12 protein-coding genes are annotated in these 14,116 nt (G+C 65.2%); 8 read left to right on the top strand and 4 right to left on the bottom strand.

The genetic code is table 11. The annotated features are described in order from the left end of the window. Window positions 1-33: 33 nt before the first annotated feature. From ACLI1P_RS10465 to ACLI1P_RS10445, 5 genes are all read left to right on the top strand, one after another. Window positions 34-2,118: a cytochrome c oxidase assembly protein gene (locus tag ACLI1P_RS10465; RefSeq protein WP_408930941.1), complete on the top strand. Its 2,085-nt coding sequence runs from the start codon at window positions 34-36 to the stop codon at window positions 2,116-2,118. A 205-nt stretch (window positions 2,119-2,323) separates the two neighbouring features. Beyond that, window positions 2,324-2,962, top strand: coding sequence for a single-stranded DNA-binding protein (locus ACLI1P_RS10460; RefSeq protein ID WP_408930940.1), 639 nt, complete (start codon window positions 2,324-2,326; stop codon window positions 2,960-2,962). Between the two features lie 94 nt (window positions 2,963-3,056). Then, on the top strand, window positions 3,057-4,727 hold the full coding sequence (ettA, locus tag ACLI1P_RS10455) for an energy-dependent translational throttle protein EttA (RefSeq protein ID WP_296133510.1): 1,671 nt from the start codon (window positions 3,057-3,059) through the stop codon (window positions 4,725-4,727). Between the two features lie 54 nt (window positions 4,728-4,781). After that, the gene (locus ACLI1P_RS10450) at window positions 4,782-5,243 is read left to right on the top strand and encodes an acyl-CoA thioesterase (protein ID WP_408930939.1); all 462 of its coding nucleotides are present in this window, start codon (window positions 4,782-4,784) and stop codon (window positions 5,241-5,243) included. Next, on the top strand, window positions 5,233-5,880 hold the full coding sequence (locus ACLI1P_RS10445) for a hypothetical protein (RefSeq protein ID WP_408930999.1): 648 nt from the start codon (window positions 5,233-5,235) through the stop codon (window positions 5,878-5,880). The genes ACLI1P_RS10450 and ACLI1P_RS10445 overlap by 11 nt, the downstream gene beginning before the upstream one ends. Window positions 5,881-5,884: 4 nt before the next feature. On the opposite strand, the gene chrA is transcribed toward ACLI1P_RS10445, so the two are convergent. After that, window positions 5,885-7,066: a chromate efflux transporter gene (chrA, locus tag ACLI1P_RS10440; protein WP_411708825.1), complete on the bottom strand. Its 1,182-nt coding sequence runs from the start codon at window positions 7,064-7,066 to the stop codon at window positions 5,885-5,887. A 118-nt stretch (window positions 7,067-7,184) separates the two neighbouring features. On the opposite strand from chrA, the gene ald reads away from it, so the two are divergent. Next, window positions 7,185-8,267 carry an alanine dehydrogenase gene (ald, locus tag ACLI1P_RS10435; RefSeq protein WP_408930937.1) on the top strand — a complete coding sequence of 361 codons (1,083 nt, stop codon included), beginning with the start codon at window positions 7,185-7,187 and terminating at the stop codon, window positions 8,265-8,267. Here ald and ACLI1P_RS10430 read toward each other — a convergent pair. Continuing rightward, window positions 8,264-8,653, bottom strand: a complete 390-nt coding sequence (locus ACLI1P_RS10430) for a globin (RefSeq protein ID WP_408930936.1) — start codon at window positions 8,651-8,653, stop codon at window positions 8,264-8,266. The genes ald and ACLI1P_RS10430 overlap by 4 nt on opposite strands. A gap of 3 nt (window positions 8,654-8,656) precedes the next feature. Next, window positions 8,657-9,655, bottom strand: a complete 999-nt coding sequence (locus ACLI1P_RS10425) for a mechanosensitive ion channel family protein (RefSeq protein WP_411708824.1) — start codon at window positions 9,653-9,655, stop codon at window positions 8,657-8,659. Between the two features lie 121 nt (window positions 9,656-9,776). On the opposite strand from ACLI1P_RS10425, the gene ACLI1P_RS10420 reads away from it, so the two are divergent. Next, window positions 9,777-10,931: a cystathionine gamma-synthase gene (locus ACLI1P_RS10420; RefSeq protein WP_408930934.1), complete on the top strand. Its 1,155-nt coding sequence runs from the start codon at window positions 9,777-9,779 to the stop codon at window positions 10,929-10,931. Window positions 10,932-10,945: 14 nt separating this feature from the next. Continuing rightward, window positions 10,946-12,157 carry a hypothetical protein gene (locus ACLI1P_RS10415; RefSeq protein ID WP_296133524.1) on the top strand — a complete coding sequence of 404 codons (1,212 nt, stop codon included), beginning with the start codon at window positions 10,946-10,948 and terminating at the stop codon, window positions 12,155-12,157. A gap of 38 nt (window positions 12,158-12,195) precedes the next feature. On the opposite strand, the gene ACLI1P_RS10410 is transcribed toward ACLI1P_RS10415, so the two are convergent. After that, window positions 12,196-14,070 (bottom strand): FAD/NAD(P)-binding protein, encoded by a 1,875-nt coding sequence (locus ACLI1P_RS10410; protein WP_408930933.1) that lies wholly within the window; start codon window positions 14,068-14,070, stop codon window positions 12,196-12,198. Window positions 14,071-14,116: the final 46 nt, after the last annotated feature.

Below are 14,116 nucleotides of genomic sequence, written 5' to 3'. Positions count from 1 at the left end.
TAAGAATCTAAGGCTGGCGGTAGACTGCCCCTTATGCACGAAGAAAAAGATAACTCCAGCTCACGGGCCCCGAAGGAGGCTGTGGCGCAGCCCTCGCACGCGCCTTCTAGGGCCAAGTCTTCCCGCCTTCTCTATCTCTTTTTCCTCGTTTTTGCCGGACTTGTCGGCGGCGTCATTTCCCTGTTCTTCCTCGCGGATTCCCTTGCCGCGTTGGGAATCCCGGATCCTGGTCGCCTCACCACCTTTGGCCTGCCCTTCTTCCGTGCCGTCGCCTGGATGCTCATGGCCTTGTCCGTGGGTTCCTTCATGGCCAGCGCGTTGCTGATTTACCCCGCCGTGCCGGAGGGGGATAACGAGCGGCTGAATAAGGCACGCCTGACTGTCGACGGTCACCTGGCCGCCCGCACCGGCGCATGGGCTGCGCTTGGTGCCGGCGTGGTGTCGTTGCTGGAGGTCCCACTGGTGATGTCGGACCTGACCGGCACGCCGCTGGGGCAGGTCCTCAACTCGGAGCTCATGGGCATGGCGGTGGGCCAGATTGCGGCGTCGCAAGTCTGGCTCGTCACCGCCGTCATTGCGGCCGTCGTGGCAGTGGTGGGCTTCGCCGCCCGCTCGTGGTCCGGTCAGGTCGTGGCTTTCTTCCTGTCGCTGCTGCTCACCGTGCCGTTGGGCTTGGAGGGCCACTCCGCAGCCGGCGGCGACCATGACTACGGCACCAACTCGCTGCTGCTGCACCTCCTGTTCATCATGCTGTGGGTAGGCGGCCTCATGGGGCTCATCGCGCACGGCCGGCGCCTCGGCCCCGACATGGGCGTGGCGGTGCGCCGCTATTCGAGCGTGGCCCTTTTCTCCATCGTCGGGCTCGCAGCTACGGGCGTGGTCAATGCGCTGATCCGCGTAGAGCTGGCAGACCTGTTTGCTACGCGCTACGGCCTGCTCGTACTCGCCAAGTTCGTGTTCACCGTGGTGCTTGCCGCCATCGGCTTCGTCCACCGCCGCGTGACCATCCCGCAGCTGGAGCGCTCCTCGCGTCTGTTTGTCCGCGTCGCTGTGGTGGAGGTTCTCATCATGGCCGCCACCGTGGGCGTGGCCATCTCGATGGGTCGCACCCCGCCCCCGCCGCCGCGCGATCCGAACCTGAACTCCATGCAGATCTTGCTGGGCTACGAGCTTTTCGACGCCCCCAGCTACACCAACGTGTGGACCATGTTCCGCTTTGACCTCATGTTCGGCACCCTGGGGCTGGTCCTCGCTGCCTTCTACCTGTACGCCGTGTGGCGTCTCAAGCGCCGCGGGCTTACCTGGGCGGCGTCGCGAACCGCGTGGTTCCTGCTCGGTGCGCTGGGTATGACCTTCATCATGAGCAATGGCATCGGCCTGTACATGCCGGCGCTGTACTCCATGCACATGCTGGTCCACATGATCCTCTCCATGGCCATCCCGCTCTGCTTGGTGCTGGGCGCGCCGGTCACGCTGGTGATGGAGGCCTTCGAACCGGGGGCTCCGGGCAAGCCCACGCTTCACGACGCCGCCGTGGCACTCACCAAGTCACGCATCCTCCGCGTGCTCACACATCCGGCTGTCAACCTGGTGCAGTTCCTCGGCTTCCTGTACGTGCTCTACCTCTTCCCGAACTTCTACGACCTGGCGATTTCGGAGCATGCCGGGCACGTCATTATGAACTGGGTGTTTTTGATTTCGGGCTACATCTACTACTGGGAGGTGATCGGTCCAGACCCGCTGCCGTGGCGCGCGCCCACGGGCATCCGGCTGCTCATCATCTTCGCCTCGATGCCCCTGCACCTGTTTGCCGGCGTGTACCTGATGCAGATGCAAACCATCCTGGGTCTGGACTTTTATCAGTCCCTGGAGCTGCCGTGGAACCCGGACTTTGTCACGGACCAGCGCACGGGCGGCGGCATTGCGTGGGGCTTCGGCCAATTCCCGCTGGTGGTGGTCTTTGGCAAGCTGTTCATTGATTGGCTGCGGGAGGACCGCGCCCTGGCTCGCCGCCACGACGCCAAGGCCGACATTGATGGTGACGCGGACTTGGAGCGCTACAACGCCATGCTCAAGCAGATGAGTGAAGGCGACGAGACGGGCTTCCGTCAGCAGTAGTAGTCCTTTGTCCGTGTAACGGGTGTGACAACCAGCCTGGGGAAACGGGGTTCTAGTTGACGTCTTCAACTAGTTATCCACAGGCTGGCGCGCGGGGCATTGTGGGTTCCGCAGAAGGCGGCGAAGATGCGAAGTGAGGGAAGCGAACAGGTTTCCTTAAAACCGCACAGAACCCACGACAACCTACAAAGAACGGACTACCACAATGTCTCAATACCCCATCACCATCACCGGCCGGCTTACTCACGAGCCGGAGCTTTCCAAGATCAGTGAGAACATGTACAAGACCCGCTTTCGCATCGCATCCTCGCGCAGTGTCGCCGAGCCGAAGGAGGGCGGCGGCATCCTCTGGCGCGAGCTGGACCTTAATTTCATCGACGCCGAGGTGTGGGGCCAGTGCGCCATCAACGTGAAGCGCTCCCTGCGCAAGGGAATGCCGATTCTGGTGACTGGCCCCCTCGTGACCGACCGCTGGGAGGATCAGCACGGCGCCAAGCGCTCACGAAGCTACATCAAGGCCTACCACGTGGGCTTAGACCTCAACCGCTTCGTGGTGGTGACCTCCACCAAGGTCCCGGCGGTCTATAGCGAGGACGGCAGCGAGCCGTTGTGGCTGGGGGAGAACCCGCCGGTGCCGGACTACGATCACACGGTCCCCACCGGCCAGCCGGACGCGGGCACGGAACAGCCTGCAGAGCCCGCGCCGGACGAAGAGATGCCGGAGGCGCTCCAGCCGGGAGCGGGGGACTCCCCGCACGACACGGCTGCGGACCGCCAGCAGGCCCTGAACGGGGCAGCAGCGGAGCAGGAGGAGCAGCGCGAGCCGGAGGAGGTTATGGCCTAGGCCGAGGGAACAAAGGGCGGGGCACCGCCGCCGCCCATGTGATGTAGTCTTTGTACTGTTATTTACCAATCCTGACAGAAGCAAAGGGTGAAACATGGGCGAGTTCATCTACACGATGAAAAACGTGCGCAAGGCCATCGGTGACAAAGTCATTTTGGACAACGTCACCATGGCCTTCTACCCGGGCGCCAAGATTGGCGTCGTCGGCCCCAACGGTGCAGGTAAGTCCTCGATCCTGAAGATCATGGCCGGCCTGGACCAGCCCTCCAACGGTGAGGCATTCATCGACCCGGGCAAGACCGTGGGCATCCTCCTCCAGGAGCCGCCGCTGAACGACGACAAGACGGTCCGCGAAAACGTCGAGGAGGGCCTAGGCGAGATCTTCCAGAAGAAGCAGCGCTTCGAGGAGATCGCAGAGGAGATGGCCACCAACTACTCCGATGAGCTCATGGAAGAGATGGGCAAGCTGCAGGAGGAGCTGGACCACGCCGATGCGTGGGAGGTTGACTCCAAGATTGAGCAGGCCATGGAGGCTCTGCGCTGCCCGCCGTCCGATGACCCGGTGACCAACCTCTCCGGTGGTGAGCGCCGTCGCGTGGCCTTGGCTAAGCTTCTGCTCTCTGAGCCGGATCTGCTGCTGCTCGATGAGCCTACGAACCACCTCGACGCCGAGTCCGTCCAGTGGCTGGAGAAGCACCTTGAGTCCTACCCGGGCGCTGTCCTGGCCGTGACCCACGACCGCTACTTCCTCGACCACGTCGCGGGATGGATCTGTGAGGTCGACCGCGGCAAGCTCTACCCGTACGAGGGCAATTACTCCACCTACCTGGAGAAGAAGGCGGAGCGCCTCGAGGTCGCCGGCGCCAAGGACAAGAAGCTGCAGAAGCGCCTGAAGGAAGAGCTCGCCTGGGTGCGCTCTGGATCCAAGGCTCGCCAGGCCAAGAACAAGGCCCGTCTCCAGCGCTACGAGGAGATGGCGGCCGAGGCCGAGCAGTACAAGAAGCTCGACTTCGAGGAAATCCAGATTCCGACCCCGCCGCGCCTGGGCAACAAGGTCGTGGAGGTCAAGGACCTGACCAAGGGCTTCGACGGCCGGGTCCTCATCAAGGACCTGTCCTTCACCCTGCCGCGCAACGGCATCGTCGGCGTTATTGGCCCGAACGGTGTGGGTAAGTCCACTCTGTTCAAGACCATCGTGGGCCTGGAGCAGCCGGATTCCGGTTCCGTCGACGTGGGCGAGACCGTGAAGCTGTCCTACGTGGATCAGAACCGCGAGAACATCGATCCGGAGGCCACGGTGTGGGAGGTCGTCTCCGGCGGCCTGGACTACATCCACGTGGGCCAGAACGAGATGCCGTCGCGCGCATACCTCTCTGCCTTCGGTTTTAAGGGTCCGGACCAGCAGAAGCCGTCCAAGGTGCTCTCCGGTGGTGAGCGCAACCGCCTGAACTTGGCGCTGACGCTCAAGGAGGGCGGCAACCTGATCCTCCTCGATGAGCCGACCAACGACCTGGATGTCGAGACCCTGGGCTCCCTGGAAAATGCGCTGGAGAAGTTCCCGGGCTGCGCCGTGGTCATTTCCCACGACCGCTGGTTCCTGGACCGCACCTGTACCCACATCCTGGCCTGGGAGGGCAACGTTGCCGAGGGCCAGTGGTTCTGGTTCGAGGGCAACTTCGGCGACTACGAGAAGAACAAGGTCGAGCGCCTCGGCGAGGACGCTGCCCGCCCGTCCCGCGTGACCCACCGCAAGCTCAGCCGCTAGGCCCCGAGCGCCTCGGGAAAGCCGGGGAAGAGAAGAAACCGGAAGGACTCTGGAATGTCTACTCAGAATGTCGTGTCGGAAGAGACCACGGACAACGTCCACGCGCTGACGGTGAACGTGCGCTGGTCGGACTTCGACATGTACGGCCACATGATGAACGCCAACTTCATCGAGCTGGCGCAGGAAGCGCGCTTGGCCTTTGCCATGCACAACTTCTACTCCCGCGGGCTGAACATGGTGGCCTTTGTCCGCCACATCGAGGCCGACTACCTCCGCCCCATCAAGTGGGACGGCCGCCACGGCACGGTGACGGTGGAGACTACCGTTGTGCGCCTGGGTAAGACCTCCTTTACCACCCGCCAGCAGGTGAAGGACGCCCACGGCGAGGTCGCCTGCGTCATCGACTGTGTCCAGGTCACCATCGACCCGGACACGCAGATGCCGCGCCCGGTCAGCGAGGACGAGCGGCAGATCATCCTCGAGCACGCAGTGGTCGAGCTCGATGATGGAGAGTGAGTCGCTCACCCTCACCGGCGGAGGGGTAGGGCTCAAGGCCCTGATTGCCCGCGCCGTGGGGCTGGATGCCGCGGCGTCGGTACGCCTGCGTCAGCTTGATGACCAGCACGTCGACGTCTTTGTCACCACTCCCTTCGAGGTTGTGGCCGCCCGCCGCATCACCGGAACGGTAGGGCGCGACGGCGCGGTGGTCTCCGCGCAGGCGCTTGGCGACGCCCTCTCGGCCCCCCACACCGAGAACACCGCGGACCTCGACTTAGGCCCTGCCCGCGATGCCTCGTGGCCGGGCGCGCTGCCGCCGGCGGAGGGGTTTCAGGAAATCGACACCCTGCCGGTTGCTGTCGTGCGCGAGCTATCTGATCAGGGCCAGCGCCTGGCCCGTGAGTTCTCCGGCCCGATGGGCCCACCGTCCAGCCTGCTCAACCAGACCGTCATCACGGTGGACAACGCTGCGGGCGTACAGGTGGAAATCCCCATGCGGATGATCTTCGCCTGCACCAACCTGGGGCTCATCCCGGGCTTTTCCGCCCCCATGGACGTGCCCCGCCACCTGCGCGTGGCCGGCAAGGGCCGCTGGGTGCGCGTGGACGCCCCCTTCGGCAGCGTTTATCACTCCACGCGCCTGTCGCTGTTCTAGCCGGCTATAGCAGTACCGCGCCCGCGAGCGCGGCGCCCACCGCAACGGACCACGGCGGGGCCTTCGCAAAGAGGGCGGCACCGGCCGCCACCGCAATGAGCCCGGTGGCCCAGCCGGTGACGCCGTGGGTGAGGATGGGGTCCCACAGCGCTGCCACGAGCAGCCCGATGACTGCCGCGCTCACCGCGGACAGCGCCCCGCGCAGCCACTCCAGGTGCCTCCACCGCGCCCAAAAGTGCAGCGCGGCCAGCGTCAGCAGGGCGCCAGGCAGGAAGATGAGGACGGTGCCGAGGACGGCGCCGCCAAGGCCGCCATCGACCGCCCCGAGATAGGAGGCGAAGGTAAACAGCGGCCCCGGCACGCCCTGCGCCACCGAATAGCCGGCCAGGAATTCCTCCTGTGTGAGCCAGCCGGAGCCCACGAACTGATCCTCGAGCAGCGGTAGCACCACGTGCCCGCCGCCAAAGATCAAGGCCCCCGACTGGTAGAAGGCGTTCGCCCGGGTGAGCAGGTACCCGCCGCTGAGCGGGGCAGCCGCCGCCAGCCCGCCGAGCAGGAGGAAGAACGCCCGCACGCAGCCCCACGCCAGGCCCGCGGGTACCGGGCGGAGTTTCTCGGAGGTGGTGGGCTGGGAGGACGTCGGCAAGCATCGGCGCAACACCGTCGCCCCCAGCACGCCCGCCACTGCCAGCACAGCCAGCTGCCACGCCGACCCAGCCACGATGAGCACCACAGAACTGATGAGGGCTAAGGCCCACGCGGTAATTGTGGTCAGGAGCTTGCGGCCCATGCCCATAATCGCGTGCACCACCACGCCCGCCGCCGCGGCGAGTAGCCCCGTGAGCGCCCCCTCGAGCCAGCTCACGCCACTGCCCGGCAGCGCGAGGCCGCACACCGTGAGGATAAGCGCCGAGGGGAAGGTGAACAGGAACCAGGAATAGGCCATCCCGGCAAGGCCTGCGCGCCCATAGCCCAGCGCCATGCCCACCTTGGAGCTGGCCGGGCCGGGTAGGAACTGCGACATCGCCACCAGGTCCGCGTAGGTGGTGTCACTCAGCCAGCCGCGGCGGCCCACAAACTCCGTCCGGAAATACCCCAGGTGGGCGGCAGGACCCCCGAACGCTGTCCACCCCAGGGGGAGGAAGGAGCGGCGGACATCGCGCAGAGAATTCACTGAGCTGGTCATTGTCCTCATCGTAGTGAGTGCTGGCTACCCCCGCGATCTGAATCCAGAAAACCACAATGGTGGGTGCGTTACCCTAACCTCGTAGCACTGAATTTTCTTCCCCCAAAGGAGTCTGCACATGCGCATTGCGGCACCCAAAGAAATCATGAACAACGAGAACCGCGTAGCTCTCACCCCGGCGGCGGTTCGCACGCTTATCAACGACGGCCACGAGGTCCTCATCGAAACCGGCGCCGGCGCAGGCGCTTCGTTCCCGGACTCCGAGTATGAGGCCGCTGGCGCCACCATCGTTGCCACCGCCAAGGAGGCCTGGGCGGCGGACATGGTGGTCAAGGTCAAGGAGCCGCTGGAGGCCGAGTATGGCTATCTGCGCGAGGACCTGTTGCTGTTTACCTACCTGCACCTGGCGGCGGACCGCCCGCTGACGGACGCTCTCGTGGAAGCCGGCACCACGGCTGTGGCCTATGAGACCGTCACCGATGCCCGCGGCACCCTGCCGCTTCTGACCCCGATGTCCCAGGTGGCCGGCCGCCTCGCCGTGATTGAGGGCACCCACCACCTGCTGTCCACCCAGGGCGGGCGTGGCCTGTTGGTTTCCGGCGTGCCGGGCACCCAGCCGGCGCGCGTGGTGGTCATCGGCGGCGGCCAGGTTGGTGCGTCTGCGGTGGCCATGGCGCACGGCCTGCGCGCGGAGGTCACGGTGCTCGACCTTGACCCGCACGTCCTGCAGCGCTTCGACGACCAGTACCAGGGCGGCGTGCGCACCCTGGTCTCCGACCCGGCCACGCTGGAGGCCGAGCTTCTCGACGCCGACCTGGTCATCGGCGCCGTCCTCGTGCCGGGTGCGGCGGCCCCGAAGCTAGTGCGCGAGGACGTGGTCAAGCGCATGAAGAAGGGCGCCGTGCTGGTCGACGTCGCCATTGACCAAGGCGGCTGCTTCGAGAACTCCCACAAGACCTCGCACGACGAGCCGACCTTCCAGGTCCACGACACCCTCTTCTACTGCGTGGCCAACATGCCGGGCGCGGTGGCTAACACCTCCGCGCGCGCACTCGGCTCGGCCACCCTGCCGTACATGCGGGCGCTGGCCGCCGGCGGTTTCGACGGTGCGGCGGCCCGCTTCCCGGGCCTGACCACGGGCCTGATGACTCGTGACGGGCAGCTGGTCTCCCAGCCGGTCAAGGACGCCTTCGGCCTCTAAGGTGCGCGGTTGATGAGCATCGCCGCCACCCGCTCCATGTGATCCCAGATCATTGCGCGGTAGGCCGGCGGGATGGTCTCCTCATCGATCTGCGCCAGCGAGTTTCCCATGAGCCCCAGCCAGCGATCGTGCGCGGCGACGTCGATGGGGTAGGGGGCGTGCCTCATGCGCAGGCGCGGGTGTCCGCGGTTCTCAGAGAAGAGCTGCGGGCCGCCCCAGTACTGCACCAGGAACCAGGTCAGGCGCTGTTCGGCGCCCTCCCAGTCCTGGTCTGGATACATGGGGCCAATGACGTCGTCAGTGCGCACCTGGGCGTAGAAGCCGCCGACGAGCTTCTCAAAGGTCTCCATTCCGCCGATAGCTTCGTACACGCTGGTGGGCTGCATTTTTTACTCTTCCTTCCTGGTTAGTCCGGTGCCGGACTCGTCCAGATCAAAGATAGCCATGCCGCGCGGGTAGGGAGTGCTGACCCCCTCCGCCTGCATGGCGGTGAGGATGGCGGCCTGCAGTGCGCGCTGGACGTCCCACTGCTTGCCGGGGAGGGTCTTGACGGAGACGCGGTAGGACATGTGGTCCACCTCGAGGCCGGACATGCCGTTGACCGTGGGCTTGGCCAGGATGAAGTCGCGGATGTTGGCGTCGCGGGCGGCGTCGTCGGCGGCGGCGGTGATGACGTTAAGCGCGCGGGTCGGGTCGTTGCTCAGCGCGATGGGCACCTGGACGCGGGCTACGGAGTAGCGGTCGGAGTGGTTGGCTACCTGCATGATTTCGCCGTTGCGGACGTACCACAGGGCGCCGTCGATGTCGCGGACGGTGGTGATGCGCAGGGAGATGGATTCGACGTCGCCGAAGACGCCGTTGCCCAAGTCGATGGTGTCGCCGATGCCGTACTGGTCCTCCATGAGCATGAAGATGCCGGAGAGGAAGTCCTTGACCAGGGCCTGGGCGCCGAAGCCCAAGGCGACGCCGACAACGCCTGCCGACGCCACCAGCGGCGCCACGTTGACGCCGAGCTTATCCAGGATGGCCAGCGCCGCCCATACCCACACGAAGATGGCTACGGCAGATCGGCCCACCCCGGCCAGGGTCTGGATGCGGGAGGTGCGCCGCGCCTCCTGGGTGCGGGCCAGGGCCTTGTCCGTTTCCTTGTGCTGCTTGCGCGGGGTAAGCGGGGAGGTGAGGCGGCCCTGCTTGATGCTGTTGTCTGCCAGTTTCGTGATGAGCCGGCGCAGCAGCCAGCTGCCGATGACGGCGATGAACAGGATGAGGAGGATGCCCAGCGGCTTGGCGACGACCCACGACCGCACAGTGTCGTCCTGCCACCACCGGGAGATGCTGTCGGCGGCCGTGGTGGTGTCGGCCGCAGCGTAGAGGGGTAGGAAAGTCACAGTAGAAGAGCGTCCTTTCAAGCGGGGGGAGTGTGTGGCTCCCGATACTAAAGACACGGCTGATGAATTTAAACCTTCGTATCAAACCCGAAATGAACCGCTTGGTCTAGAATTGTGCCTTATGACTGACAACCTAGGCTTTTCTTCGCGCTCCATTCACGCCGGTTACCAGCCCGATTCCCACATGGGGTCCATCAACGTTCCCATCTATGCCTCCACGACGTTCCAGCAGGACGGTCTGGCGCAGCTGCGCGGCGGCTACGAGTACGGCCGCGTGGCGAACCCTACGGTCCACGCGCTGGAGAAGACCCTCGCCGCGCTGGAAAACGCGCAGTATGCCCGTTGTTTCTCCACGGGCATGGCGGCCGTGGATACGCTCATCCGCATTCTTGTCCGCCCCGGGGACCACGTCATTCTGGGCAACGACGCCTACGGCGGCATGTACCGCCTGCTGCACCACGACTACGGGGAGTGGGGCGTGGAGTTGTCCATCGTCAACACCTCCGACACCGCGGCCGTGACCGCAGCAATCAAGGAGAACACCAAGCTCATCTGGCTCGAGACCCCCACCAACCCGGCGACCACCATCACGGATATCGCCGCGGTGGCCACGGCCGTGAAGGCTGCGTCGGACGCCCAGATTGTCGTCGACAACACCTTTGCCACGCCCTACCTCCAGAACCCTCTCGAGCTCGGTGCGGACCACGTGCTGCATTCGACCACCAAGTACCTGGGCGGACACTCCGACGTTTTGGGTGGGGCCGTGGTGACCAACTCTGCGGAGGTGGATGAGCGCCTGCTGTACTTCCAGGGCAACGTCGGCGCGGTGTCCTCGCCTTTCGACGCCTACCTCACCGCCCGCGGCATCAAGACCCTCGCGGTGCGCATGGACCGCCACTGCACCAACGCGCAGGCCGTGGCCGAGTTCCTCGAGTCCCGCCCCGAGGTCAAGCAGGTTCTCTACCCGGGCCTGCCCTCGCACCCGGGCCACGAGCTGGCCAAGAAGCAGATGCGCGGCTTCGGCGGGATGATGTCCGTGCGCTTCCACAGCGAGGAGCATGCCCGCCAGGTGTGCCTCAACACCAAGCTCATCTCGCTGGCCGAATCCCTCGGCGGCGTGGAGTCCCTCATCGAGCACCCGCAGAACATGACGCACATTTCCGCCGAGGGCTCCGAGTTGGTTCCGCCGGCAGACCTAGTGCGCATCTCGGTGGGCATCGAGTCCATCGGCGACCTCCTCGCGGACTTAAAGCAGGCCCTCGACGCCCTCCACTAGCTAGGATTCCCACCATGGAACACACAGCACAAAAGCTGCGGTCTTTCCACGACGAGGTGGAGGCTGCGCGAGAATTCTGGAAGTCATATTTCGACGCGATTCCAGCTCCATTTGAGAGCGGTTCCGACGAGCCCACCAAGGGATTTATCCAGTTCCTCAAAGGAACCCACTCTAAATACCCGCAGGCCACCGTCGCGTCGCACGGCGCAGACGTGGAAGCATTCCTGAAATCCTGCGTGCACGAGCAGGACTTTGCCACCATTGCTGAGTGGGATGCAGATGGCCTCAACGGCGACAGTCTTAACCGCGAAGAGCCGACGTTCAAGGAGTATCTCTGCGGCGCGGTCTTTGCTCCTTCTGATGCCTTTAAGAAGCGCATTAGCGCTGAATTCGAGGATGACCGCATCACGGAGAGCACCGAGGAAACTAAAGCGGCGTTTAGCGCGGGGTCTTCCAAGGGGGCCGCGCGTCTTACGCGAACCGTTCCGGAATCTTTGTCGGTCAAGCTAGATGGCGGCATCGAGCGCATTCGCATCCTGTGGCTGCTGAAGAATCCGGCATATGGCGGAAATGACGTCATCAGGCTGGCGCGAGACGGTATGGAAGGCGTAGCAAATACAAAAGATGGGGGAGAGGCCTTTACTCCCTTCATCAGGGACCAAGGCAACGTCGCGGCGCTGTTCTCGGATGACCTCGAAAAAGCGCGCTTGCCCTGGGATATTGCCGATACCAAGGGCTGGTATTTCGATCGCGCACGCTTTTACCTCTTCGATGAGTGCGAAGAGAAGGAGCCAGTTTCCTGGAATGAGGTCATTCCCCAGCGCCCGGAATCGGGTGAGCGAGCGGGCGACATCGTGCGCATGGAGATGTTCCCCTACAGGACCAAAGCGTCCGGTGACATCCCCAAGATCATTGAAAACCAAAACAAGAAGGGGCAGGTTCTCCCGTCTCAGGAGCTCGTGTTCAGATGCCTCATCGCCTTCCTTAACGAGGCTAAGCACGGCTACATTATTTGCGCCCGTGACCCGCAGCTGTGGAGAAAGGTAATCGGGGCGTATATCGACGCTAACGAATCTTTGGACGTCGACAAGGATTCCATCCTTGCGGCGTTTACGCACCACGTGTGGGAGTTCAAGGGGCAGAACGCACACCTCACCGTGAAAAATCTCGTTCCACCACTAGATAGCCGCGTTGCGGCGCTGCAACAGGTCTTCGCACGCAAATAGCACGTGGTCCCGAGGAATGACTCGGGGCCACGCGGCGGCTAGAGCGTGCCGAGGAGGGAGCCGGCCGTGCGGTCGGTCTCCTGCAGCATGAGCGGGTCCGTGCCCGGCATGGGGGAGATGGTGGTATCCGGCCACTGCGCGTAGGTGGGAATGCCCACGATGTGCAGGCGCGGATCTTCGGAACCGTCGGGGTTGACCGCGCGGCGGTTCCAGGTGGTCTCCGGGGAACCGGTGGGGTGGCCGTGATCGACGAAGGCGCGCACGCGGCCCTCCAGGGAGAGCGCGAGCGGGTCGCCGGCGAGGCGGACGTCGGGGGAGTGCATCCAGGCGTCGATAAGCCAGGCGGAGGAGGCCTCGCCGTGCTCGGTGCGCAGCGTGAACTGCTCGCCGGCGGTCAGGGAGGGGTGCTGGCCTAGGAAGGTGACCAGGCCGGCGTCGACAAGCGCCAGCAGCTGCCGCGTGCGGAACAGCGGCGGGCCGGAGCCCACCATCTGGCCAAACGCCATGAACTCCTTGTACGTGCTGGTCCGGGATTCCCACGTCATCCGGCCCTCAGAACCGGCGATGGACGCCGGCTTGCGTGCGGCAGAAATCGCCCACAGCGCGGACTTGAGCGGGGAATCGGCGGCGGCGACGGCCTCGAGGATGTCGCGCGCCAAGCTGTCGGCGATGTACTCGGTCAGGTCGCCGCCGGTGAAATCAGCCAGCGGGTCCGCCCAGTGTGCCAGGTCCAGCGGCAGCGCGGAAAAGCCCTCGAGGGCCGCGGTGAGCTGGTCCGCCATGCCGGCCAGGTCCGCGGCGTCCACCGCGGTGGCGTCGATGGCCGCGATGATGTCCTCGAGCGGGCGCTGCAGTGCCTCAGGGGCAACGCGCGCCTGGTTCTCGTAGTACTCGGCGTAGGCATCGCGCAGGATGTGCGGCAGCAGCTGGGTGGAAAAGTCCAGCTCGGAGCCCTGCTCCTGCACGGCCTTCCGGAAGCGCACCAGCGCTGCCTTTGGCGGCAGCGCGTGGTACTCCGACTTCGGGATGTACGGGTAGCCGCGCCCGGAGCTCACGATGAAGTGCGGCTCCTCGCCGCTGGGCTCGTAGCGCAGGCCGGAGCGCGTGGAGGGGTCCTCGACGAACTGACCGCCCTGGTCGATGGTGAGCAGCGCCATGATGTCGAAGAAGCCCATGCCCAGGCCGCGGACCAGGACCTTTTCGCCCGCGGGCACGGCACCCACGGGCTGCTCCACCGGGTTATCCGGGCGCACCCAGTGCAGGTCCGACTGTGCGGCGTCCGCTAGGACGCGCTCCGCGGAGTTGAGGGCGGGTACCTGCCAGCCGTAGGCCAGCACGGTGGCGTCGGCGGTGACCGTGGAGTCGTCGGAAAGCGCGATGGTGTCCTGGCCTTCCGCGGACTCGATGGACAGCGCGCGGGCGCGGTGCTGGACCACCTCCACGTCGGCGGGCAGCTGCGCCAACGCCACCTCGTAGACCCACTCCAGGTAGGCGCCGTACAGGGCGCGGGAGGGGTTGGACTCGGGGCGGGTGGCCGCGAGCTCGTCGGCGAAGGAGGAGGCGAGGCCCGCGCGGGGCGGGTGGGCGTCGTACAGCGCGAGCTTTGCCGGGGACAGGGCAGGGCGCTCGCCGCGCAGCAGCTGAATCCACTCGTAGAGGATGGGGCCTTCCAGCACCGGGGCGGTGGTGGTGGAGTCCGGCTCCGTAAACAGAGTGACCGCGCCGGCCAGCGTGTTCATACACAGCGTACGGGTCTGTTCAGTATCCCAGATGCGGCCGGCGCCGAGCGGGGCGTCGTCGATGATGTGGAGCGTGAGGGCAGAAGCCAAAGGCGCTGCCTTAAGGTGCGCCGCTAGGCGTTCGACCAGCGAAATGCCGCGCGGGCCGGCGCCGACGATGGCGATGGAGGGCATAAAGAATCAACCTCTATCTTTCAGACTATTCTGTCTAGTGGAATAA

This window comes from Corynebacterium tardum (assembly GCF_046717785.1).
Classification (GTDB): Bacteria; Actinomycetota; Actinomycetes; order Mycobacteriales; family Mycobacteriaceae; genus Corynebacterium.
Note: the sequence above shows the minus strand (reverse complement) of the source record. Positions and strands in the feature narration are given on the sequence as shown.